At 69.5% G+C, this 23,935-nt stretch carries 21 protein-coding genes; 7 read left to right on the top strand and 14 right to left on the bottom strand.

Annotation, left to right across the window (positions count from 1 at the left end; genetic code table 11):
• Position 1 precedes the first annotated feature (1 nt).
• Both ACWDTS_RS17305 and ACWDTS_RS17300 read left to right on the top strand, forming a co-directional pair.
• Entirely contained in the window at positions 2 to 811 is an 810-nt protein-coding gene (locus ACWDTS_RS17305; protein WP_450118722.1) for an FAD binding domain-containing protein, read from the top strand.
• Positions 808 to 3,510, top strand: a complete 2,703-nt coding sequence (locus ACWDTS_RS17300) for a molybdopterin-dependent oxidoreductase (RefSeq protein WP_450118685.1) — start codon at positions 808 to 810, stop codon at positions 3,508 to 3,510. The genes ACWDTS_RS17305 and ACWDTS_RS17300 overlap by 4 nt, the downstream gene beginning before the upstream one ends.
• Positions 3,511 to 3,573: 63 nt before the next feature.
• Here the strand turns inward: ACWDTS_RS17300 and ACWDTS_RS17295 are convergent, their stop codons facing one another.
• The 7 genes from ACWDTS_RS17295 to ACWDTS_RS17265 all read right to left on the bottom strand — a co-directional run bounded on the left by ACWDTS_RS17295 (position 3,574) and on the right by ACWDTS_RS17265 (position 11,410).
• Positions 3,574 to 4,347: an SRPBCC family protein gene (locus tag ACWDTS_RS17295; protein WP_450118684.1), complete on the bottom strand. Its 774-nt coding sequence runs from the start codon at positions 4,345 to 4,347 to the stop codon at positions 3,574 to 3,576.
• An 18-nt stretch (positions 4,348 to 4,365) separates the two neighbouring features.
• A complete protein-coding gene (locus tag ACWDTS_RS17290; protein ID WP_450118683.1) occupies positions 4,366 to 5,220 on the bottom strand; it encodes an FAD binding domain-containing protein in 855 nt (284 codons plus the stop codon).
• Entirely contained in the window at positions 5,217 to 7,613 is a 2,397-nt protein-coding gene (locus ACWDTS_RS17285) for a xanthine dehydrogenase family protein molybdopterin-binding subunit (RefSeq protein ID WP_450118682.1), read from the bottom strand. The genes ACWDTS_RS17290 and ACWDTS_RS17285 overlap by 4 nt, the downstream gene beginning before the upstream one ends.
• Positions 7,610 to 8,101 (bottom strand): (2Fe-2S)-binding protein, encoded by a 492-nt coding sequence (locus tag ACWDTS_RS17280; protein WP_197252726.1) that lies wholly within the window; start codon positions 8,099 to 8,101, stop codon positions 7,610 to 7,612. The genes ACWDTS_RS17285 and ACWDTS_RS17280 overlap by 4 nt, the downstream gene beginning before the upstream one ends.
• A 154-nt stretch (positions 8,102 to 8,255) precedes the next feature.
• Positions 8,256 to 9,398 (bottom strand): XdhC family protein, encoded by a 1,143-nt coding sequence (locus ACWDTS_RS17275; protein ID WP_197252727.1) that lies wholly within the window; start codon positions 9,396 to 9,398, stop codon positions 8,256 to 8,258.
• The gene (locus ACWDTS_RS17270; RefSeq protein ID WP_248674720.1) at positions 9,391 to 10,509 is read right to left on the bottom strand and encodes a vWA domain-containing protein; all 1,119 of its coding nucleotides are present in this window, start codon (positions 10,507 to 10,509) and stop codon (positions 9,391 to 9,393) included. Before ACWDTS_RS17270 ends, ACWDTS_RS17275 begins: the two co-directional genes overlap by 8 nt.
• A 7-nt stretch (positions 10,510 to 10,516) precedes the next feature.
• Complete coding sequence (locus tag ACWDTS_RS17265) at positions 10,517 to 11,410, bottom strand: AAA family ATPase (RefSeq protein WP_197252729.1); 894 nt, start codon at positions 11,408 to 11,410, stop codon at positions 10,517 to 10,519.
• 256 nt (positions 11,411 to 11,666) lie between these two features.
• Between ACWDTS_RS17265 and ahpC the strand changes: the two genes are divergently transcribed.
• Positions 11,667 to 12,230 (top strand): alkyl hydroperoxide reductase subunit C, encoded by a 564-nt coding sequence (gene ahpC, locus ACWDTS_RS17260; RefSeq protein WP_197252747.1) that lies wholly within the window; start codon positions 11,667 to 11,669, stop codon positions 12,228 to 12,230.
• 144 nt (positions 12,231 to 12,374) lie between these two features.
• Positions 12,375 to 13,970, top strand: a complete 1,596-nt coding sequence (ahpF, locus tag ACWDTS_RS17255; RefSeq protein WP_450118681.1) for an alkyl hydroperoxide reductase subunit F — start codon at positions 12,375 to 12,377, stop codon at positions 13,968 to 13,970.
• 77 nt (positions 13,971 to 14,047) lie between these two features.
• Here the strand turns inward: ahpF and ACWDTS_RS17250 are convergent, their stop codons facing one another.
• The 7 genes from ACWDTS_RS17250 to ACWDTS_RS17220 form a co-directional block, all read right to left on the bottom strand.
• Complete coding sequence (locus tag ACWDTS_RS17250; protein ID WP_450118680.1) at positions 14,048 to 14,800, bottom strand: alpha/beta fold hydrolase; 753 nt, start codon at positions 14,798 to 14,800, stop codon at positions 14,048 to 14,050.
• On the bottom strand, positions 14,797 to 15,855 hold the full coding sequence (locus ACWDTS_RS17245; RefSeq protein ID WP_450118679.1) for an isopenicillin N synthase family dioxygenase: 1,059 nt from the start codon (positions 15,853 to 15,855) through the stop codon (positions 14,797 to 14,799). Before ACWDTS_RS17245 ends, ACWDTS_RS17250 begins: the two co-directional genes overlap by 4 nt.
• Positions 15,842 to 17,251 (bottom strand): uracil-xanthine permease family protein, encoded by a 1,410-nt coding sequence (locus ACWDTS_RS17240; protein ID WP_450118678.1) that lies wholly within the window; start codon positions 17,249 to 17,251, stop codon positions 15,842 to 15,844. Before ACWDTS_RS17240 ends, ACWDTS_RS17245 begins: the two co-directional genes overlap by 14 nt.
• A 111-nt stretch (positions 17,252 to 17,362) precedes the next feature.
• Positions 17,363 to 18,331 carry an allantoicase gene (gene alc / locus ACWDTS_RS17235; protein WP_450108944.1) on the bottom strand — a complete coding sequence of 323 codons (969 nt, stop codon included), beginning with the start codon at positions 18,329 to 18,331 and terminating at the stop codon, positions 17,363 to 17,365.
• On the bottom strand, positions 18,318 to 19,694 hold the full coding sequence (gene allB, locus ACWDTS_RS17230; RefSeq protein WP_450118677.1) for an allantoinase AllB: 1,377 nt from the start codon (positions 19,692 to 19,694) through the stop codon (positions 18,318 to 18,320). The genes alc and allB overlap by 14 nt, the downstream gene beginning before the upstream one ends.
• Positions 19,691 to 20,971: a DUF6986 family protein gene (locus ACWDTS_RS17225; protein WP_450118676.1), complete on the bottom strand. Its 1,281-nt coding sequence runs from the start codon at positions 20,969 to 20,971 to the stop codon at positions 19,691 to 19,693. The genes allB and ACWDTS_RS17225 overlap by 4 nt, the downstream gene beginning before the upstream one ends.
• Positions 20,972 to 21,090: 119 nt before the next feature.
• On the bottom strand, positions 21,091 to 21,864 hold the full coding sequence (locus ACWDTS_RS17220) for an IclR family transcriptional regulator (RefSeq protein WP_450108946.1): 774 nt from the start codon (positions 21,862 to 21,864) through the stop codon (positions 21,091 to 21,093).
• Between the two features lie 205 nt (positions 21,865 to 22,069).
• Between ACWDTS_RS17220 and ACWDTS_RS17215 the strand changes: the two genes are divergently transcribed.
• From ACWDTS_RS17215 to ACWDTS_RS17205, 3 genes are all read left to right on the top strand, one after another.
• Positions 22,070 to 22,837: a CoA transferase subunit A gene (locus ACWDTS_RS17215; protein WP_197252737.1), complete on the top strand. Its 768-nt coding sequence runs from the start codon at positions 22,070 to 22,072 to the stop codon at positions 22,835 to 22,837.
• Positions 22,834 to 23,526: a 3-oxoacid CoA-transferase subunit B gene (locus ACWDTS_RS17210; RefSeq protein WP_450118675.1), complete on the top strand. Its 693-nt coding sequence runs from the start codon at positions 22,834 to 22,836 to the stop codon at positions 23,524 to 23,526. The genes ACWDTS_RS17215 and ACWDTS_RS17210 overlap by 4 nt, the downstream gene beginning before the upstream one ends.
• A gap of 47 nt (positions 23,527 to 23,573) precedes the next feature.
• Positions 23,574 to 23,935 (top strand): thiolase family protein (locus ACWDTS_RS17205; RefSeq protein WP_450118674.1); only part of this gene is annotated, 362 nt, incomplete at its 3' end.

The raw sequence follows: 23,935 nt of genomic DNA, 5'->3' as shown, positions 1-23,935 counted from the left end.
CGTGGATCTGCACACCGTCACCGACTACCGGGTGGCCCGCGATCGAGCGGATCTCGTGGCCGGTCCGGGCACCGCCTACGTCGGCGGCGGCACGTGGTTGTTCTCCGAGCCTCAGCCCCACCTGAACCGCCTGGTGGACCTCACCGGACTGGAATGGCCGGCGCTCACCGTCACCGAGGACGGCCTCGAGATCGCCGCGACCTGCACGGTGGAACAGATCGCCAACCTGTCCGGATCCGAAACATGGCCTGCCGCACCACTGTTCCGGCAGTGCGCCTCCGCGCTGCTGGCGTCGTGGAAGATCTGGAAACGTGCGACCGTCGGCGGCAACCTGTGCCTGTCGTTCCCCGCGGGCGCGATGATCTCCCTCGTCTCCGCCCTGGACGGGACGGTGCTGATCTGGTCGGCGGACGGCTCCGATCGACGGATCCCGGTGGTGGACTTCGTGACCGGAATCGCCACCAACGTCCTCGGCGCCGGAGACGTGGTACGAAGTATCCACATCCCTGCACCGATGTTGCAGGCGCGCACCGCGTTCCGGAAGATCGCATTGTCCCCGCTCGGTCGCTCGGGTGCGGTCGTGATCGGACGGCGGGACCCGGACGGGGCGGTCGCGCTGTCCGTGACCGCAGCCACCGAACGGCCGTACGTGCTGACCTTCGACCGGGTCCCGGACGCGCGCGAGCTGGAAGAATCTCTGGCAGAGCGTATTCCCGTCTCGGCCTACTACACCGATGCCCACGGGGCCGCGGACTGGCGGCGCGCGGTCACCGCCGTGCTCGCCGGGGAGATCTGTGAGGAGCTGTCGTGAAGTTCACCGTGAACGGCCGCGAGATCGACACCCCGGCACGGCCCGGGCAGTGCCTGCGCACCCTGCTGCGCGAGAACACCCACTTCGAGGTGAAGAAGGGGTGCGACGCCGGCGACTGCGGCGCGTGTTCGGTCCTCGTCGACGGGGAAGCGGTGCACTCGTGCCTCTACCCCGCGCAGCGAATCGAAGGCCACGAGGTCACCACCGTCTCCGGGCTCGGCACCCCCGAGGACCTGCACCCGCTGCAGCGCCGGTTCGTGGACGCCGCGGGATTCCAGTGCGGGTTCTGCACCGCCGGGATGATCGTCACCGCTTCGACATTCACCGACGACGACCTCGACGACCTGCCGAACCGGCTCAAGGGCAACCTGTGCCGGTGCACCGGGTACCGGTCCATCGACGATTCCCTGCGCGGCGTCACCAACGTCGAATGTGCCGGGTCCGAGCCGTCGTTGGGGCGGTCGCAGGCCGCCCCGGCCGGTCCGCGCGTGGTCACCGGAACCGAGCCGTACACATTCGACACCGTCGTGGAGGGCACCCTGCACATCGCGGTGCTCGGCAGCCCGCACGCGCACGCCCGCATCACGGCGATCGACACCTCGGCGGCCGAAGCGCTGCCGGGAGTGCACGCGGTGCTGTGCTACCGGGACGCCCCGGACGTCGCGTATTCCACTGCCCGCCACGAGAACCGGGAGGAAGATCCCGACGACACCCTACTGTTCGACCGGGTGCTGCGCTTCCACGGGCAGCGCGTCGCCGCGGTCGTCGCCGAGTCCCCGACGATCGCGCAGAAGGGCTGCCGCCTGATCGAGGTCGAGTACGAGGTGCTGCCCTTCGTCCTCGACCCGGACGAGGCACGGTCTCCCGGGGCGCCGCTGCTGCACGCCGGCAAGGGACCCGAGTCGCGCATCGCCGACGCTTCCCGCAACATCATCGGCGAGGTGCACGGCGGGGTCGGCGACATCGACGCCGGGATCGCCGCGGCCGCCGCGGTCGTGCGCGGCCGGTGGCAGACCCAGCGCGTGCAGCACACGCACCTCGAAACCCACGGGGCCATCGGCTGGATCGACGACGACGGACGCCTGGTGATCCGCAGTTCCACGCAGGTGCCGTTCCTCGTCCGCGACGAACTGTGCCACGTGTTCGGGCTCGAGCGCGACCGGGTGCGGGTGTTCACGGCCCGGCTCGGCGGCGGGTTCGGCGGGAAGCAGGAGATGCTGGTCGAGGACGTCGTCGCCGCGGCCGTGCTGCGGACCGGACGTCCGGTGCAGTGGGAGTTCACCCGCAGCGACCAGTTGACGGTCGCACCGTGCCGGCATCCGATGCGGGTCGACGTCACCGTCGCCGCGGACGCCGACGGGATCCTCACCACGCTGGCCATCGACGTGCTCAACGACGGTGGCGCGTACGGAAACCATTCGGCGAGCGTCATGTTCCACGGCTGCGGCGAATCGATCGAGGTGTACCGCTGCCCGAACAAGCGCGTCGACGCCCAGTCGGTGTATACGAACAACCGGCCGTCCGGGGCGTTCCGCGGCTACGGCCTCGGGCAGGTGATCTTCGCCGTCGAATCCGCGATGGACGAGCTGGCATTGGAACTCGGGATCGACCCCTTCGAGCTGCGTCGGCGCAACGTGGTGGTGCCGGGCGACGATCTGATCGGAGCACACCCGGAGGGTGCCGACCTCGTGTTCGGCAGTTACGGCCTGGACCAGTGCCTCGACGTCGTGCAGGAAGCCCTGTCGCGGGGCAACGACGTGGTGCCGCCGGTGGGGGAGCAGTGGCGCATCGGCGAGGGCATGGCGCTGTCGATGATCGCGTCCAACCCGCCCGGCGGCCACTACGCCGACACGTCGATCGAATTGCAGCCCGACGGAACGTATCTGGCCCGGGTCGGCACCGCCGAGTTCGGGAACGGCACGACCACGGTGCACACCCAGATCGCCGCGACCGAACTGGGCACCAGTCCCGACCGGATCCAGGTCCGGCAATCCGACACCGACGTCACCACCCACGACACCGGTGCCTACGGATCCTCCGGCACGGTGGTCGCGGCCAAAGCCCTGCTGGCGGCGGCGCGGGAACTGCACGGCCGCATCCGCAAACTCGCCGCCGAACTGACCGGCACCGACGCCGACGCGGTCGTCCTCGAACCGGACGGTGCCCGGGCCGGGGATGTGCTGGTCACCCCCGCGGAACTGCTCGAGGCGGCCGGTGAGCCCTTGCGCGCCGAGGGCAACCACGGTGGTCTGCCACGGTCGCTGTCGTTCAACGTGCACGGCTTCCGGGTCGCGGTGGACGTGCGGACCGGTGAGGTCCGGATTCTGCAGTCGGTGCAGGCCGCCGACGCCGGCACGGTCGTCAACCCCGAACAGTGCCGCGGCCAGGTGGAAGGCGGCGTCGCACAGGGCATCGGCACGGCCCTCTACGAGGAACTGATCACCGACGACCTCGGCCGGGTGACGACGAATGTGCTGCGCAACTACCACATTCCGCAGTACGCGGACGTGCCGCGCACGGAGGTGCACTTCGTCGACACGTTCGACACCATCGGTCCGATGGGTGCGAAGTCGATGAGCGAGGCACCGTACAACCCCGTCGCGCCCGCACTGGCGAACGCGGTACGTCGCGCGATCGGGGTGCGGCCGTACGAACTGCCGATCTCCCGCGACCGGGTCTGGAGGGCGCTCGGGCGCTGACGCGCCCGTGTGCCTTTGTGACGGCAGGAGCCGCCACAAAGGCACACGGGGGCGAAGCCCCACTCAGTCGCGCGAACCGAGCAGGCGGCGCAGCACCAAGAGCACGATCACCAGCAGCGCCGCCGCACCCACGGCGGGTCCGATGCGTTTGATCGCCGAGCCCCGCGCGTACTGCATGAGGTCGAGCGGCTCGGCCTCGGCAACCGGCGCCACCGGGGCCTGGGTGGCCGCGGGTGCGGGTGCGGCGGCCTCGGGCGTGGCCACCGGTGCCGCGGCCTCGGACGCGGCGGTCTCGGCCGCCGCGGCCGCGGCGGCGGTGCTTCCCGGCACGGCTGCCTCGGGGGCGGTGGTTTCGGGAGAAGGGGCCTCGGCTGCGGGAGCCGGTTCCTCGGCGGCCGGGCCGAGCTTCTTCGACAGGCACTCCGCGAACTGCTCGATGATCTTGCCGCCGACGTCGGAGATCATGCCCCGCCCGAACTGGGCCGGCTTACCGGTGATGGACAGATCCGTGTTCACGGTGCCGTCGGTCTTCTCGCCGTTCTCGGTGAGGGTGATGGTGATGGTCGCGTCCACCGTGCCGTTGCCGCGGGAGTCCTTCGCCTTGGCCAGCAGCACCACCTTCCGCGCGGCCTCGTCCTTCTCCACGAACTCGCCGGTGCCCTTGTAGGTCAGGGCCACGGGCCCGATCTTCACCTTCACGGTGCCGGTGAAGGTGTCACCGTCGACGCCGGTCAGGGTCGCGCCCGGCATGCACGGCGCGACCTTCTCCGGATCGAGCACCGCCGACCACACCTCGTCGATCGGGGCGGGCACGGACAGTTGATGTTCCAGTTGCATGGTCGATCCCCTCAGATGTCAGAGCCCGGCTGCCGTCGTCACGGCTCGGCGCGTGAGGACCCGGGCGAGATGCGTGCGGTACTCGACGTCCGCGTTGCCGTCACCGATGGGACTGGTGCCCTCGGCGGCGCGCTCGGCGGCCTCCCGGATCGTATCCGCGTTCGCCGGCCGACCGGTGAGTAGCTCCTCGACTCCGCGCGCCCGGACCGGGACCGACGCCATGTTCGTCAACGCGACCCGCGCCTGCGCGATCGTGTCGTTCTCGACGGCGACGGTCGCCGCGACACCGACGATCGACCACGCATGCGCGACCCGGTTGAACTTCTCGTAGTGCGCCGCCCAGCCGCTGTGCTTCGGGATCCGGATCTCGGCGAGGATCTCGTCGGCGCCGAGCGCCGTGGTGAAGTAGTCCTCGAAGAAATCGGCGGCCGGGATGTTGCGCCGCCCGGCCGGACCGACGGCGACGAACGTGCCGTCCAGTGCCATCACCGGCGCGCCCATGTCCCCGGCCGGATCGGCATGCGCGAGAGCGCCGCCCAGCGTGCCACGATGCCGGATCTGTGGATCGGCGACCGTGCTCGCGGCTTCGGCGAGCAGGCGGGCGTGCTCGCGGACCAACGGGTCGTGCGCCACGTCGTGGTGGGTGGTCATCGCACCGATCACGAGTTCGTCGCCGTCCTCGCGCACCCCGCGCAGCTCGGGGACACGACCGATGTCGACGAGCACCGTCGGTGCGGCCATCCGCAGCCGCAGCACCGGCATCAGGCTCTGGCCACCGGCGATGACCTTCGCATCCTCACCGGCGGAGACCAGCGCGTCGACGGCCTCGTCGAGACTCGTCGGGGCGACGTAGTCGAACGCGGACGGAATCATCGGGCCCCTCCCTGAGCGGATTCGATCGCGTGCCACACCCGCATCGGCGTGCACGGCATTTCGATGTCGCGGACACCGAAGTGGCGCACCGCGTCGAGCACCGAGTTGACCACCGCCGGCGTCGAGGCGATCGTGCCGGCCTCGCCGACGCCCTTGACGCCCAGCGGGTTCCCCGTCGCGGGGGTTTCGGTGCGGTCGGTGGTGAAGTCCGGCAGATCCGCCGACGACGGCAGCAGGTACTCGGCGAACGATCCGCTCAACAGCGTGCCCGACTCGTCGTGCACCGCCTCCTCGTACAGTGCCTGCGCGATGCCCTGCGCGAGCCCGCCGTGCACCTGACCGTCGACGATCAGCGGATTCACCACGTGCCCGATGTCGTCGACGCACACGTACTTCCGGATATTCACCCAGCCGGTCTCGGTGTCGACCTCGACCGCGCACAGATGCGTGCCGTGGGGATACGAGAAGTTGTCCGGGTCGTAGGTGGCCTCCGAATCCAGGTTCGGTTCGATCCCGTCGGGCAGGTTGTGCGCGGCGAACACCGCCAGCGCCACGTCGGTCAACGCGACCGCCTTCTGCGTGCCCGCCACCTGGAACCGGCCGCCGGTGAATTCGAGGTCCTCCTCGGCACATTCGAGCAGGTGCGCGGCGATGGGCCGGGCCTTGGCGACGACCTTCTCGGCGGCCGCGACGATCGCGATACCGCCCACCGCCAGCGACCGCGACCCGTAGGTGTCCAGGCCGCGCGGCGACGTCTGGGTGTCGCCGTGCAGCACCTCGATGTCCTCGAACGGGATGCCGAGCCGGTCCGCGACGATCTGAGAGAACGCCGTCTCGTGCCCCTGACCGTGCGCGGACGCCCCGGTGACCACCTCGACCTTGCCGGTCGGCAGCATCCGGATCGACGCGTGCTCCCAGCCGCCCGCACCGTAGGCGAGGGACCCGAGCACCCGCGACGGTGCGAGCCCGCACATCTCGGTGAATGTCGACACCCCGATCCCGAGCTGCACCGGATCGTTGCGTTCGCGTCGCTCCGCCTGTTCGCGCCGCAACCCGTCGTAGTCGAACAACTCCTTCGCCCGGGCGGTCGCGGCTTCGTAGTTCCCCGAGTCGTACGTCAAACCGGCGATCGTCGCGAACGGGAACTCCTCGTGGCGGATCCAGTTCTTCTCGCGCAGCTCGAGCGGATCCATGGACAGTTCGGCGGCCAGCTCGTCCATCATCCGTTCGATCGCGAAGGTCGCCTCCGGTCGGCCCGCACCGCGATAGGCGTCGGTCGGCACCTTGTTGGTGAACACGTTGGTGCACGAGAAGTGGTACGCGCCGAACTTGTAGATCCCGTTGAACATGAACGCGCCCAGGATCGGCACACCCGAGGTCACCAGGCGCAGGTAGGCGCCCATGTCGGCGAGCAGTTCCACCTTCAGCCCGGTGACGGTGCCGTCGCGGCGCGCGGCGAGGGTGAGCTTCTGGATCTGGTCGCGACCGTGATGCGCGGCCGCCATCGACTCGCTGCGCGTCTCGGTGTACTTGGCGGGCTTGCCGAGCCGCCGCGCCACCAGCAGGGTCACGACCTCCTCCGGGGTGACCTGCAGCTTGCCGCCGAACCCGCCGCCCACGTCCGGTGCGATCACCCGCAGCTTGTGTTCGGGGATGCCCAGACTCATCGCGAGCATCAGCTTGAGCACGTGCGGCACCTGGGTCGCCGACCACATGGTGATCTGCGGGCCCGTCGGATCCACCACCGTCGAGCGCGGTTCCATGAACGCGGGGATGAGCCGTTGCTGCCGGAAGGTGCGCTCGACGACGACCTCGGCGTCGCGGATCGCGTCCTCCACGTTGCCGCCGGTGCCGGCCTCGGCCGAATCGAAGATCCACGTGGCACTGACGTTCGTGCCCAGATCCGGATGCACGAGGTCGCTGCCCTCGCGCGCGGCCGCGGCCAGATCGAGCACCACGGGCAGTTCGTCGTAGTCGACGTCGATGCCCTCGAGCGCGTCGTGCGCCTCGTACGCGCTGCGCGCGGCGACCACCGCGACCGCTTCGCCCGCGAAGTTCACCGTGTCCACCGCCAGCGCCGGTGCGGGGGGCGCCTTCATGTCCGGGGTGATCTGCCAGGCGCACGGCAGGCTGCCCTGTTCCTCGGCCAGGTCGGCGCCGGTGTAGACGGCGATCACGCCGGGCATCTTCCGGGCCTCGGTGACGTCGATGTTGGTGATGCGGGCGTGTGCGAGCGGGCTGCGCAGAATCGCCAGGTGCACCATGCCGGGCAGCACCAGGTTGTCGGTCCACTTGGTGCGGCCGGTGAGCAGGTGCTCGTCCTCCTTGCGGACCCGGGCCTTGCCGATCTCCGGTTCCGGAGTGGTGGTGCCGGCGTCGACGGTGCTGGTCATCGGGCGCCTCCCGTGGTCGCGTCGGCCTCACGCAGGCGCCGCGCGGCGTCCTGCGCGGCGGCGACGATGTTCTGATATCCCGTGCAGCGGCACAGGTTTCCCTCGAGCCCGAGCCGGACCTGCCGGTCGTCGGGGTCCGGGTTCTCGCTGAGCAGGTCGAGTGTCGACATGATCATGCCGGGCGTGCAGTAGCCGCACTGCAGGGCGTGGTTGTCGTGGAACGCCTGCTGCACGGGGTGCAGCGCGCCGTCGGTCGCGAGACCTTCGACGGTGGTGACCTCGGCGCCGTCGGCCTGCACCGCCAGCACCGAGCAGGATTTGACGCTGCGGCCGTTCAGGTGAACGGTGCAGGCGCCGCAGTTGCTGGTGTCGCAACCGACGACCGTGCCGACCTTGCCGAGGCGGTCGCGGAGATAGTGGACGAGCAACAGACGCGGTTCGACATCGTCCGTGTAGCTGGTGCCGTCGACGGTGACAGTTATGCGCATCGAGCCTCCCGTGCCGTGCATCCGAATCCGGATGACTTCAGATGACTGACACTGTGCCCTCCGAGGGCTGTCCGAACGGCCGGAATCGCAGAAACGGCAGTTGTCTTTCCGACGGTTCTGCCCGTTTCCGACGGTTCCTCCGCGCGGCGGATCCTCAGTCGTGGTGGCCGGCCGGCGCGCCCTCGTGACCGTGGATCGGGCCCTCGGTCCGGGTGAGGCGTTCTCCGCGGCCTCCCCACCGCAGCGCGATGATCTCCGCGGCGATGGACACCGCCGTCTCCTCGGGGGTGCGGGCCCCCAGATCCAGGCCGATCGGCGACGAGAGACGAGCGATTTCGTCGTCGCCGACCCCCGCCTCCCGCAGCCGGGCGAGCCGGTCGTCGTGGGTGCGACGCGACCCCATCGCCCCGACGTACGCCAGGTCCATGCGCAACGCGACCTCGAGCAGCGGCACGTCGAACTTCGGATCGTGGGTGAGCACCGCGACGACCGTGCGGCTGTCGACCCGTCCGGCCTCGGCTTCGGCGGCGAGATAGCGGTGCGGCCAGTCCACGACCACCTCGTCGGCGGCGGGGAAGCGGGCGGTGGTCGCGAACACGCCGCGGGCGTCGCACACCGTCACCCGGTATCCGAGGAACGACCCGAGCTTCGCCATCGCCGCGGCGAAGTCGATCGCGCCGAACACCAGCATCCTCGGGGGCGGCTGGAAGACGTTGACGAACACCGACATTCCCTCACCGCGACGTTGCCCGTCCGGCCCGTAGTGCAGGGTGCCGGAGCGCCCTACGTCGAGCAGGCCGCGGGCGTCGTCGGTGACGGCCTCGTTCATGCGGTCGGATCCGAGCTCTCCGTCGGCGCGGTCCGGCCACACGACCAGGCGGCGGCCGACGGTCGCGGCGTCGGGATGCTCGGTGACGGTCGCGACGGCGACCGGTTCCCCCGCGCGCACCGAGTCCACGAGCGCGGGGAACGCGGGGAAGCTCGGTTCGTCGATGCGCTCGACGAACACGTCGATGATGCCGCCGCAGGTCAGCCCGACGGAGAACGCGTCGTCGTCGGACACCCCGTACCGCTGCAGCACCGGGACACCGTCGCCGATGACGTCCTGCGCCAGTTCGTACACGGCTCCCTCGACGCACCCACCGGACACGCTGCCGGTGACGGTGCCGTCCGCGGCCACCAGCATCGACGCTCCCGGCCCACGTGGCGCCGACCGGAACGTCGACACCACGGTACCGAGCGCCACGGGCTCCCCGTCCCGGTAGCGGCGGTCGAGCTCGTCGAGAACCTCACGCACGGTGAACCTCCTCCAGCAGTGCCTGCAGCGTGGCCAGGCTGTGGCCCGCGAGCAGACGGTCGATGTGGGGCAGCGCCGCCGAGATGCCCGACTGCACGGGCTGATAGCCGTCGACGCCTGCATGCGGATTAACCCACAGTACGGCGTGGGCGAGGCGCCGCAGCTGCGCCATCTGTTCGGCCAGCAGCGACGGGTCGCCGCGCTCCCAGCCGTCCGAGAACACCACGACGACGGCGCCGCGCGCCAGACCGCGCCGGCCCCACCGGTCCAGGAATGCGCGCAGCGTTTCGCCGAGCCGGGTGCCGCCGGCCCAGTCGGGGACGGCGCGACCGGCCCCGGCGAGGGCGATCTCGGGGTCGCGTGCCCGCAGCGCGCGCGAGAGCCGCGTGAGCCGGGTGCCGAGGGAGAACACCTCGGTGCCGGACGGGTTCGCGCGGGTGACGACGTGCGCGAACCGCAGCAGCGCATCGGCGTACGGGCTCATCGATCCGGACACGTCGACGAGCAGGACGACGCGGCGCGGGCGGGTGGCCTTGCGGTGGTGGCTCGGCCGCACCGGTTCCCCGCCGGCGGAGAGCATCGCCCGGAGGGTGCGGCGCGGATCGACGGGTCCGCGCCGCGACGGGCGTACCCGCAGTGCCGCGCGCATCGGCGGCCGCGGACGCAGCGTGGCGATGAGCTCGTCGAGGTGAGCCCGTTCGGCGGGGGTGAGTTCGGCGATGTCGCGGTGCCGCAGCACCTCGGTCTCGTCGGCGGCGACCTGCAGGTCGGGTGCGGCTTCGTCCGAGCCCGCGGTCGCGGCTTCGGCGAGGGCGGCGATGTGCGAGAGCTTCGGTTGCGGTTCCGCCGTCACTGCGGGATGGGTGGGAACCGTTCCACCGAACCAGCTTTCGAAGGCCAGGTCGTAGCGGGCGAGGTCGTCGGGGTTGTGGCACAGGGTCGCGCGGCCCGCCCAGTACAGGTGGCCGGGGTCGGCGAGATCGAGTTCGGTCACGGCTGTGACGAACGCGGCGGTGGCGTCCGGTGCGACGGGCAGGCCCGCCGCGGCGAGCGCGCGGGTGAATCCGATGAGCCCGACGAGAGCACCGCCGGAGGGTGATGCGGTGTGCACGGCCCGGTCACCCCGCTACCAGCCGGTCCAGACCGGCGCGGGCGACGCGCGCGAGGTCCTCCCGGTACTTGAGCACGGCGCCGAGCGTCGCCGACGCGGTCGCCGCGTCCAGCACGGTGCGGTCGAGTTCGAGCAGGGCCCGCGCCCAGTCGAGGGTTTCGGCGACGCCCGGCGGTTTGAGCAGTTCCATCTCGCGCAGGACGTGCACAGCGCGGGTGACCTGCCGGGCGAGGGTCTCGTCGATGCCCGGGAGGCGCCGGCGCAGGATCGCGACCTCGCGTTCCAGGTCCGGGTGGTCGACCCACAGGTACAGACAGCGTCGTTTCAGGGCGTCGTGGACCTCGCGGGTCCGGTTGGACGTGAGCACCACGAGAGGGGGCACGGCCGCGCGGATCTCGCCGAGTTCGGGGATCGTGACGGCGTTCTCGTCGAGCAGCTGCAGCAGGAACGCCTCGAACTCGTCGTCGGCGCGGTCGATCTCGTCGACGAGGAGCACGCACGGGGATTCGGTGAGGGCCCGCAGCAGCGGTCGGGTGAGCAGGAACCGTTCGGTGTAGAGCGAGCGTTCCGCGGCGTCCGGGTCGAGGGTGCCGGCCGACGCCGCCTCGAGGGTGCGCAGGTGCAGGAGCTGGCGCGGGAAGTCCCAGTCGTAGAGGGCCTGCGCGGCGTCGATGCCTTCGTGGCACTGCAGCCGGACCAGGGGCAGGTCGAGCGCTTCGGCGAGCGCGACGGCGAGGGACGTCTTGCCGGTGCCGGGTTCACCCTCGCAGAACAGCGGCCGACCCATCCGCAGCGCGAGGTACGCCGAGACGGCGAGCCCCTCGTCGGCGAGGTAGCCGGTGCTGTCCAGCTGCCGTGCGAGGTCCTCGGGGGAGGCGACTTTCTCTGCCGGTGCGCGCATGTCGCGAGCCTAGGTGCGGCTCCGCCGCCGGTGTGCCTTTCTGGCGTCCCCAGCCGCCAGAAAGGCACACGAGCGGCGCAGCCGCACTTTGTGTGTTCTGTCACATCGGATAAATCGGACAATGCTCCTACCTGCGATGATCCCTTGTTGATAGCCATCCTTTATCGAACTTCTAAGAACAATCGATTGGCACAATCAATAGGTGGACGTTAACGTCGATAACCGTCAACCCCATCGAGACCGAGTGAGGCTCTACATGTCGCTGATCAACAAGCAGATCAAGCCCTTCAAGGCGGAGGCCTTCAAGGACGGTGCCTTCGTGACCGTGTCCGACGAGGACATCAAGGGCAAGTGGGCGATCTTCTTCTTCTACCCCGCCGACTTCACGTTCGTCTGCCCGACCGAGCTCGGTGACCTGGCGGATCACTACGAGGAGCTGCAGGGTCTCGGCGTCGAGGTCTTCTCCGTTTCCACCGACACGCACTTCACGCACAAGGCGTGGCACAGCTCGTCCGAGACCATCGGCAAGATCAAGTACGCGATGATCGGCGACCCGACCCTGCAGATCAGCACCGACTTCGAGGTCCTCCGCGAGAACCAGGGCCTGGCCGACCGCGGCACCTTCCTGGTCGACCCGGACGGCGTCGTCCAGTTCACCGAGGTCACCGCCGAGGGCATCGGCCGCAACGCTGCCGAGCTCGTCCGCAAGGTCAAGGCTGCGCAGTACGTCCGCAACCACCCGGGCGAGGTCTGCCCGGCCAAGTGGGAAGAGGGCGACGCCACCCTCGCCCCGTCGCTGGAGCTCGTCGGCAAGATCTGATTTCCCGACGGAATCCGTTCCGGTGGCGCGGGCCTCGTCCCGCGCCACCGGGCGCCGTCCGGATCTCCTCGGCTCGAGCTGAGAAGTTCGCCGACTCCCCATTCCCTACCGGTCACAGTTCTTCCACTTCTGGAGTTGATCCTCATGCTCGATGCCTCCCTCGCCGCCCAGCTCAAGTCGCTCCTCGAAAAGGTCACCCAGCCGATCGAGCTCGTGTCGTCCCTCGACGACCGGCCGAAGTCGAAGGAACTCGCCGACCTCCTCGACCAGATCGCCGGCATGTCCGACCTGGTCACCCACGTGCGCGACGGTGAAGCCACCCGTCGCCCCTCATTCCTGATCCGCCGGGTCGGCACCGACATCGAGGTCGAGTTCGCCGGTATCCCGCTCGGCCACGAGTTCACCTCCCTCGTGCTCGCCCTGCTGCAGGTCGGCGGCCACCCCTCGAAGGAAGCCGCGGAACTGCTCGAGCAGGTTCGCGATCTCGACGGCGACTACCACTTCGAGACCTACTTCTCGCTGTCGTGCCAGAACTGCCCCGACGTGGTGCAGGCACTCAACACCATGTGCGTGATCAACCCGCGCATCAAGCACACCGCGATCGAAGGCTCCCTCTTCCAGGACGAGGTCGACGCCCGTCAGGTCATGGCCGTTCCCACCGTCTTCCTCAACGGTGAACTGTTCGGCTCCGGACGCATGAACCTCGAGCAGATCGTCGGCAAGCTCGACAGCGGATCCGCCGAGCGCACCGCCGCCGCGATCAGCGAGAAGGACCCCTTCGACGTCCTCGTCGTCGGTGGTGGCCCGGCCGGTGCGACCGCCGCGATCTACGCCTCCCGCAAGGGAATCCGCACCGGCGTTCTTGCCGAGCGGTTCGGCGGCCAGGTGCTCGACACCATGGCCATCGAGAACTTCTCGTCGGTCCCCTACACCGAGGGCCCGAAGTTCGCCGCCGAGCTCGAGAACCACGTGCGCCAGTACGACGTCGACATCATGAACGTGCAGAAGGCCGCGAAGCTGACGCCCGCCGCCACCGAGGGCGGTCTGGTCGAGGTCGAACTCGAGAACGGCGCCCGGTTGCTCTCGCGCAGCGTCGTTCTCGCGACCGGCGCCCGCTGGCGCGCGATGAACGTGCCCGGCGAGCAGGAGTACCGCAACAAGGGCGTCACCTACTGCCCGCACTGCGACGGCCCGCTGTTCAAGGGCAAGCGCGTCGCGGTGATCGGCGGCGGCAACTCCGGCGTCGAAGCGGCCATCGACCTCGCCGGCGTCGTCGCCCACGTGACGCTCATCGAGTTCGACTCGGTGCTGCGCGCCGACGAGGTGCTGCAGCGCAAGCTCCGCAGCCTGCCCAACGTCGATATCGTCACCAGCGCGCTGACCACCGAGGTTCTCGGCGACGGTTCCAAGGTCACCGGCCTGGTCTACACCGACCGCACCACCGACGAGTCGAAGACCGTCGACCTGGACGGCGTGTTCGTGCAGATCGGCCTGCTGCCCAACACCGACTGGCTCTCCGGCACCGTCGATCTCAGCCCGCGCGGCGAGATCGCCGTCGACGCCCACGGCCGCACCTCGGTGCCGGGCGTGTTCGCCGCCGGTGACTGCACGACCGTCCCGTTCAAGCAGATCATCGTCGCCGCCGGGGCGGGTGCGACCGCCGCGCTCAGCGCGTTCGACCACCTGATCCGCACGAGCTCCCCGGCCGAGGCCGAAGAGACCGTCGCGGCGACCGTCTGACGGTAACCAGCACAGACCCACAGTGGCCGTTGCCCTCACGGGGTGGCGGCCACTGTGCTGTCCGGCAAGCGATCTCGCTACAGAGCCGCCCCGGTCTCGGCGGCCACCCGGGTGGCGAACTCGGCGAGCACCGACGCGAGCTCGTCGCGCGCCGACAACTGCGGCGCATGATCGCTGTCCAGCGTGACGACCCGCGCGCCCGGCACCAGCCGCTGCATCTCGCGTTGCGTCACGATCGGCACCGAACGGTCCAGTGTCGCTTCGACATACAGGCGTGGAACGGACCCGAAGCGCTCGGGGGTCCACGTCGGGGCCATGAGCCGCGCCGTCTCGAGTTGCGGCACGAGGCGGCGCGCGGCGCCGATCGCATCGGCGACCGCGGCCTCGTGAAAGAACACCGCCGCGCCCGCTTCCGGCGGCACCACCGTGCCGCGACCGTCCGCGGTCGGCTGCAGCCATGCCGAGATCCCGACCGGTGGTACGAGATCGAGACTGTCGCACAGCATCCCGAAGTCCATGCCGGAGGGCAGCATCATGCCCGCGACGTAGGCGACGCCCGCGACCCTTTCGGGCAGCATCTCGGCGACCTGGGTGACGACGATGCCGCCACCGGAATGCCCGACGAGCACGACCGGCTCGTCGATTCCACGAACCCGGTCGGCGACGTGGGCCGCGACGTCGTCGAGCGTGACGTCGTCGTCGCCCCAGGCACCGACGCCGGGCAGCGCGAGCGGGTGCGGAGTGTGCCCGGCTGCCCGCAGCGGCCCGAGCATCGTGTCCCACACCCACGGCCCGGCCCAGGCGCCGTGCACCAGGACGACATGGCTCACGGCGTCGCCGTGTTTCCTGCGGCGGCCAGCACGCGCGCGGCCTCGCGGACCGCGGCGGTGTTCGGCTTGCCGTGCCGGGAGCCGGCCAGCTTCGCCTTGATGTGGTCGCGGACGACGATGGGCTCGTAGGGTTCCTCGCCCTCGTCCACGAAGCCGGGGAGGGTCGCGATCACCGCGTCGACGTTGCCGTCGTGGAAGAACGCGGCCGAGCGGCGGCGCGTGATGGTGCCGTCGACGATCGGCGGCTTGACGCGGTGCAGGGTCGAGCGCCACCGGTCGTTGGTGAGACGGGCGGTGAGGTCGCCGAGGTTGATCAGGAGCGCACCGTCGCGCGGTGCCACGTCGTGCCACACCCCGTCGCTGCCGAGTACCTGCAGCCCGGCGACGTTGTCGGCCCACAGCACCGTGACGATGCCGAAGTCGGTGTGCTCGCCCATGCCGGTGAGGTCGCCGTCGAGGGTGACGGTGCCTTCCGGCAGCGCGTAGTTGTTCATGCGCAGCACGTCGATGGAGTGGTCGGTGAGGGCGTCGAAGAAGCCCGGGCCCTGGCCGAGGGCGTCGGCGAAGATGCGGGTGAGCGTGCGCGCGACGCGGGACGCCTCCCCGAAGTACCGCTGCACGCGGGGCTCGAAACCGTCGATGTCGGGCCAGAGATTGATGCCGTAGTCGGATTCGGACAACCCCAGTCCGGGGAACGAACGGGCTTCGACACCGATGTTGTAGGCCTCGAAGAAGTCGTTCATGCGGCCGGCGGATTCGACACCGAGGCTCAGGGACAGCGATTCGCTCTTCGGCGGGCTGTAGCCGCGGTTCGCTCCCTCCACCCGGTAGGCCTTCTTGTCGTCGAGCGGAAGCCCGAAGAACTCGTCCATGGCACCGGTGAGTCCGTCGACGACGTCATCGGGAATCCCGTGCCCCACGATCTGGACGAAACCGACACTGCTGCAGGCTTCGTCGATCAGGCGGGCCACCCGGGCGCGTTCGTTGTCCGGGCCCGCGGTCACGTAGGGGGAGATGTCGATGGTCGGGACCTCGAACGGGTCAGACGGTTGCATGAACGGCTCCTGGGGTGGAAGGGGTACCGGCCGAGGTGACGGGGGCCGGCGTGCCGGGCTCGGGAGCGTCGGGGCCGGCGACGGCCGCGCGGGCCATGCTCCCGAGCCGAGTGTGGTTGAACAGCAGGTTGAGTCCGAACGCGGTGAGGGCGGCGAGGGTGATGCCGCTGCCGAGCAGGATCTGCGCGGAGGACGGGAACTTCTCGAACATCCCCTCGGCGAGTTCCGGCACGAGGCCCACCCCGACGGCGACCGCGGCGATCGTGGTGTTGATGCGGTCGGACAGGTCCACCCGGCGCAGGGTGTTGATCCCGACGACCGCGACGGTGGCGAACAGGATCAGGCCGACACCGCCGACCACCGGTTTCGGCAGGCCCGCCACGACCGCCCCGACCTTGGGGAGAGCGCCGAGCAGCACCAGGATCACGCCGCTGGTCGCGGTGACGTAGCGGCTGTACACGCGGGTGGTCGCGACCGCGCCGACGTTCTGGGTGAAGACGGTGTCGACGAACGCGTTGAAGATGCCACCGAGGACGGCGGACAGGCCGTCGCCGGCGAGACCACGCGCGATGTCGCCCTTGCCGACCGGCTTGCCGGTGATCTCGCTGACCGCCAGCATGCTCGCGGTGGATTCGGCGAACACGACCGCGATGACGATGCTCATGGCCACCACCGCGGTGATCGGGAACTCGGGGGCGCCGAAGTGGAACGGGGTGGGGATTCCCACCCAGGCGCTTCCGGCGACGCCGCCGAGATCGATCAGGCCCATGGGCAGCGCGATGATCGTGCCGACGACCAGCGCGAGGAGCACACCGAGCTGCGACCAGATTCCGCGGCCGAGGCAGATGAAGCCGATCGCGACGGCCATGACGGCGACGGCGAGCGCGATGTGCGACGGCGACGCGTAGCTGGGGGAGGTGGGGTCGTTGCCGATGATCAGGCCACCTGCGACGCCGATCAGCGAGATGCCGACGACGGTGAGGACCGCGCCGGTGACGAGCGGCGGGAAGAACCGGATGACCTTGGCGAACGGATAGGCCAGGGCCAGGCCGACGATGCCGCCGACGAGCATCGAGCCGTACACGGCCTGCAGCCCGTATTCGTTGGCGATGAGGATCATCGGCGTCAGGCCGGCGAAGGTCGCACCGCACACGATCGGAAGCCGCACACCGGCGAGCTTGCCGACACCGAGGCTCTGGACGATCGTGATCACGCCGGCGATCAGCAGGTCCGCGCTGATGAGCATGGCGATGGTGTCACGGTCGAGACCGACTGCGGCGCCGAACACCAGGGGCACGGTGATGCACCCGGTGTACATGATCAGGACGTGCTGGATGCCGAACGCGAGCTGCCGGACGAACGGCAACCGGGTGTCGACCGGATGTGCAGTGGCCATGCGCAACTCCAACCGGGTGGGAATCCATGTCCCTGCAGTTCTATCCCCACCCGGTTACCGCCGCGCGACCGAATGTTTCGTCCGGGTAATCGATGTCCCGATTGCGAAAATTCAGACGAGCGTGCCGTGCACCCGCAGCCGCGCGATGCCACCGTCCGGGTAGACGTCCAGCCGGACGTACCGCAACGGACGGTCCGCGTCGACCCGGAACCGGTGCCGGCAGTCCGGCAGCAACTCGACGCGCGGAACCAGCGTCACCCACGCGGACTCGTCGGAAAGCGATGCCTCGTCGGCTGTTCCGCTCAACCGTGCCCAACCGGGCGCGTTGCCGACGAAGTACGACGTGTCGATCTCGACGTGTTCGACCAGCCCTTCACCGGCCAGCCGCACGACGACGTGGTCGTTCCCGTCGTCGCGGCGGCGGGCGTTCTCCCATCCCTCACCCATGTGCCGGGCGCGGCCGAGACCGAGGATGTTGCGCGGCGACGAGTAGAAGCGGTTCGAGCAGTCCACGACATCCCCGCCGTTCTCGAGCGCGGCGAGATCGATGGTGCCGCGCAGGAACGCCGGATCCGGTCGCGGTTCCCCGTGGATCCGCAGCCGAGCCACCCCACCGTCGGGAAAGATGTTGAGCCGCACATGGGTCCACCGCTTCTCGCTCTGCACCGGGAAACTGTTCGCGGTATCACCCTGCAACTCGACCTTGTCGAGGATCGGTTCCCACTCGGCTTCCTGCAACTGCGCCGCGTTCGGATATCCCTCGACGCAGATTCCGTCGATCGAGGCGAACGGCGGATAGTTGCCGGTGAACCACGCGGTGTCGATCACGACGCCGCGCACCACGCCGGGCACCCCGAGTCGCACGATCGCGAAGTCGTGCCCGGGTTCGCGCCGGCGTCGCGTCTCCCACCCGTCGTACACCTTGCCCTTGTGCCCGAAGTCGCTCGTGTCGTGCGCCGCGGGTTCGGGATCGACGAGATTCTCGCGCTCTGCGAACAATTCGTCGTTCGCGTACATCACCGATCCGGCCAAGGCGCGTGACGCGAGATCGGGCAGTTGCAGGAAATCAGGCGAGCTCATGGGTTCCTTCCGAGGTGGGGACACGGGTGAGCAGGCGTCCGCGCGGGGCGGGATCCCGATCCGGGTCGAGGGTGACGGTGAGCGGGGCGCCGGACAGCCACGTCTGCCGGACCACCCCGGCCAGAGCGCGCTCAGCGTACGGCGTGACGGCATTGCGGTGGTGCAGACGCTCGGGGAACACCACGAACGCATCGTCGGGGGCGAACACGCACAGGTCGGCGGAATTGCCGACGGCGATCTCGCCGCGATCGACGAGACCCACCAGATCCCGTGTGTTGCGGCCCATCCAGCGGACCACGTCGACGAGGGTGTGCCCGCGCCGCCGTGCCTCCGACCATACGATCGGCAATCCCAGTTGCAGCGAGGAGATGCCTCCCCACGCCTCCCCGAAATCGCCGCTGGTGAACTTCTTCAGTTCCGGTGTGCACGGCGAATGGTCGGACACGACGCAGTCGATCGTGCCGTCCGCCAGCCCGCGCCACAGCGCTTCCCGGTTCCCTGCCTCACGGATCGGCGGGCAGCACTTGAAATGTGTTGATCCGTCGAGGATCTCCTCGCTGAACAACGACAGGTAGTGGGGGCAGGTCTCCGCGGTGATGCGCACCCCGGCGGCTTTCGCCTCGGCCAGCAGCGGCAGGCTCCCGGCGTCGGACAGGTGCAGAATGTGCACCCGGCAACCGGTTTCACGGGCGCCGTCGATCACCTGCGCGATCGCCCGCGACTCGGCGACGGGCGGTCGCGAATGCAGGAAGTCCGCGTACCGACGACCCGCGGCCGGGGGCTGTGCGTCGAGTGTCGGGCCGTCCTCGGCGTGGACGATGAGCAACCCGTCGAACGAGGCGATCTCGCGCATCGCCGCGACCATCTGTTCGCGGTTCAGCGGCGGGTACTCGTCGAGACCCGAGTACGCGAGGAAGCACTTGAACCCGTACACGCCCGCGTCCCACAGCGGCCGCAGATCGGCGAGATTGCCGGGGACGGCGCCGCCCCAGAATCCGACGTCCACGGTGGTCTGCCCGGTTGCGGTCGCGCGCTTGACGTCCAGTGCAGCCACATCGATCGTCGAGGGAATCGAATTGAGCGGCATGTCGATCACGGTGGTGACCCCGCCGGCCGCCGCGGCACGTGTGGCGCTGGCGAAGCCCTCCCATTCGGTGCGGCCGGGATCGTTGATGTGCACGTGCGTGTCGACGAGGCCGGGCAGCAGCACCTCGTCGCCGGCGAGGACGACCTCGTCGGCCCCGGTTGAGAGCGGGGCGTCGTAGTCGTCGACGGCGACGATGCGGCCGTCGCGCAGCGTCACGGCGCAGGCGCGTTCGCGGTCGCCGACGACCACGCGTCGGGCCCGGATCACGGTGGTCATCGGGTGGAGTGTCCTTTCTCTGTCCGGAAGCCCGCAAGGCGTTGCAGGTCCTCCGGGCCGGCGCCGGTGTGTTCGTGCACCTCGGCGGCGGACAGGGCACCGCAGCTGAGGCCGCGGTACACGAACGACGCCAGCGCTCGCGCGGTGGCGGGTTCGTCGAGATAGCCGGATTCGGCGCGCCCGAGGTACGCGGCGATGCGTGCCGCGGCGGCCGGGAACGAGCGGCGGTAGAACGCGAAGGTCGCGGCGTACCGGGTGGGCAGTTGCGCCGGGTGCAGGTCCCAGCCCTGGTAGAAGCCGCGGCGCAGCGAACGGTCGACGAGCCGGGCGTGCAGCGCCCACGCGCTGCGGATCTCGTCGGCGGTGCCCACCGGGATGCGGTTGGTGGAGCCGTCCGACAGGAACACACCGGTGCCGGCGGCCGCGACCTGCATCGTGGCTTTGGCGTGGTCGGCGACCGGATGGTCCATCGCCTGGTACTCGGCGGCGATTCCGCACGCCGCCGAATAGTCGTAGGTGCCGTAGTGCAGACCCGAGCACCGGCCGGCGGCGGCGTGGATCATCGCCGCGACCTGTGCGCTGCCGTCCGGTCCGCAGATCGCCTGGGGTGTCTCGATCTGGATCTCGAAACTCAGTGTTTCCGTGAGCGAATAGGCGGACTCCAGGTACTCGCACGCCCTTACCATCGCCGAAACCTGTTCGGGGGACGTCACCTTCGGTAGGGTGACGACGAATCCTTCAGGAAGTGAACCGTTCTCGGCGATCGCACCCACGAACGCGTCCAGCGTCCGGATCCCGCGGCGACGGGTCGGTGCCTCGAGGCACTTGAACCGGATACCGCTGAACGGTGTGGCCGCGGTGTTCGCTCGCAGTGCCGCTGCGGCTCGTGCGACGTGTGCGTCCTCGTCGGCGTCCCGGTCGGCGAGGGGAACTCCGGCCTGGGGGAACCCGTCCTCGAAGTCGATGCGCAGATCCTCGATCGGTTCCGCCGCGAGTTTGGCCTGCACGAGCGGCAGGACCTCGTCGGCGAGTTCCGGTTCCATCCCGGTGACCGCGGCGAGATCACCGGCGTCGGCGATGTTCTCCGCTAGCACCTGCCGGGCCTGCTCGCCCCACGACCGCACGGTGTCCGCGTCGTACCGGTCGGCGGGCACGTAGACGGTGTGCACCGGCTGCCGGCCGGCGGACGGGCCCGGATAGGCCGCGGCGTACGCGTCGTCGACGGGACGCAGCATCTCGTCGAGTGCCGTGTACAACCGTTCGAGCCCGTCCGCCATGCAGCCTCCAGCAGTGCGATCCACCATCGATGTAACCATTTCGACAGCAGACGGTAACGGCGACTTGTCAATCGACTGATTACCTAGCGTAACGGCCGTGTTACGTCGACGGCGGTGGCTCAGCGGCGATGGCCGCGCAGCAACTGGGTGAGGCGGTGCGCCTCGCGCAGCAGCAGCTCCCCGAGTTCCGGGCGCCGATCCTCCCGGAACCGGCTCTCCACACCGGTCACGCTCAGTGCCCATGCCGGTGAATTCCGGTGATCGAACACCGCCGCGCCCATGCCCCAGCTTCCCTCGACGAGCAGGGCCGGATTGGTCGCGTATCCGGTCAGCCGGGTCTGCTCGATGCGTTCCTCGACGGCGGCGCGGCTGTGGGCCGGTCCCCACTCCGCGGTCAGGTCGGTCCGGGACAGGTATTCGTCGATGTCGTGGTCCGGCAGGTGGGAGAGGATCACCAGCCCCGCGGAGGCGACGCCCAGCGGCAGTCGCCTGCCCGCGTACAGCACGTGCGAACGCAGCGGGAAACTGCCCTCCTCGCTCGTCAGGCACACGGTGCCGTCGCCCCGGCGCGCGGACAGGTGCGCGGTTTCGCCGGTCTCGCGCGCGATGCCGCGCAGGATCTCACCGGCGAGATCGGTGATGTCGTAGCGCTCGGCCGCGAGCGAGCCCAGCAGATACAGCTCCGGCCCCAGCGACCACCGCCCGGACTTGGGGTCGCGGTCGACGAGGCCTTCCTCGGCCAGCGACGTCAAGAGCCGATGCGCGGTGGGTCGGGCCAGCCCGGTCGCCCGGGCCAGCTCGGTCGTCGAGGACCCGTGCGGCTCGTACCCGGCGACCGCCCGCAGCAGGGCGCTCACGCGGCCGATCACCTGCGGTCTCTGCTCGGTCTCCACCCGGACAGCATACGTTCATTGAGTGAACGCGGTCGCGAGACGCGTTCCGGCGAGCGAGCAATCTCTGTACAGTTGACGGACACCCCTTGAAATGCGGGTCTTTGCCCTCTGTAGTGGGTAACGACCGATGCGAGCTCGTCCACCCAGTGAACGCATCCGAAGGGCCGGCACCACACGGCCGAGGTTTTCCGAGAGAGGTCATGCAATGGCAACGAAAGTGTTCGACACGGCCGCGGCGGCCGTCGCGGACGTAACCGACGGCGCGTCGCTCGCCGTCGGCGGATTCGGTCTGTGCGGCATCCCCGACGTCTTGATCCAGGCGCTCGTCGACTCCGGTGTCGGCGATCTCGAGGTGTTCTCCAACAACTGCGGCGTCGACGACCACGGCCTCGGTCTGCTGCTGAACGAACACCGCGTCCGCCGCGTCGTCGCCTCGTACGTGGGTGAGAACAAGGAATTCGCGCGGCAGTACCTCGCCGGTGAGCTCGAGGTCGAGCTGACCCCGCAGGGCACCCTCGCCGAGCGGCTGCGCGCCGGCGGTGCCGGTATCCCCGCCTTCTTCACCCCGGCCGGTGTCGGAACGCCCGTCTCGGACGGCGGCCTGCCCTGGCGCTACGCGTCCGACGGCTCGGTCGCGGTCGCGTCTCCGCCGAAGGAGATCCGTGTCTTCGGCGGCAAGCGGTACGTGATGGAACTCGGGATCCACGCCGACTTCGCGCTCGTGCACGCCGTCAAGGGCGACACCGCGGGCAACCTGATCTTCGACAAGACCGCGATGAACTTCAATCCACTGGCCGCCATGGCCGGGAAGATCACGATCGCCCAGGTCGAAGAGCTCGTCGAGCCCGGCGAGATCGACCCCGCGCAGGTGCACCTGCCCGGCATCTTCGTCAAGCGGATCGTCCACACCGGCCCCCAGAAGAAGCGCATCGAGAAGCGCACCGTGACGGTATCGGAAGGAGCGGCACAGTGACCGCAGGTAACGCGACCGCAGACAAGACCACCGAGAAGAAGGGCTGGACCCGCAACGAGATGGCGGCCCGCGCCGCCGCCGAGATGGTCGACGGCGAATACGTCAACCTCGGCATCGGCCTGCCCACCCTCATCCCCGGCTTCCTGCCCTCCGATGTGCACGTCACGCTGCACTCCGAGAACGGCATCCTCGGCACCGGTCCGTACCCGACCGAGGACAAGATCGACCCCGATCTGATCAACGCGGGCAAGGAGACCGTCACCGTCAACCCGGGCGCCGCGTTCTTCGATTCGGCACTGTCGTTCGGGATGATCCGCGGCGGGCACATCGACACCGCGGTGCTCGGCGGCATGCAGGTCTCCCGCAACGGCGACCTCGCCAACTGGATGGTCCCCGGCAAGATGGTCAAGGGCATGGGCGGCGCCATGGACCTGGTGCACGGCGCGAGCCGGGTCATCGTGGTCATGGAGCACACCGATCGCGACGGCAATCCGAAGGTCGTCGATACCTGCACCCTGCCGCTCACCGGGCAGGCCGTCGTCAACCGCATCATCACCGACCTGGCGGTCATCGACGTCGTCGACGGCGGCAAGCTGGTGCTGCGTGAACTCGCTCCCGGCGTCACCGTCGACGACGTGGTCGCCGCCACGGGCGCTCCGCTCGAGATCGCAGTCGGCGAACCCGCCTGATCAGCGTTTCGAAAATTATTTCCCCACAACATAATCGGAGTCCAGCCATGTCTACCTCGTCAGTCATCGTTGCCGGTGCCCGTACCCCGATGGGCCGTTTGCAGGGCGCGTTGAGGGATTTCTCGGGGTCGGATCTGGGTGGGGTCGCGATCAAGGGGGCACTGGCCAGGGCCGGGGTCGCCCCGGAGCAGGTGGAGTACGTGATCATGGGTCAGGTGCTCACCGCCGGCGCCGGGCAGATCCCGGCCCGGCAGGCCGCGGTCGCGGCGGGCATCCCGATGGATGTGCCGGCGTTGACGGTCAACAAGGTGTGCCTGTCCGGGATCGACGCGATCGCGCTGGCCGATCAGCTGATCCGGGCCGGGGAGTTCGAGATCGTCGTCGCCGGTGGTCAGGAGTCGATGTCGCA

This window comes from Rhodococcus sp. NPDC003383, assembly GCF_053589115.1.
Note: the sequence above shows the minus strand (reverse complement) of the source record. Positions and strands in the feature narration are given on the sequence as shown.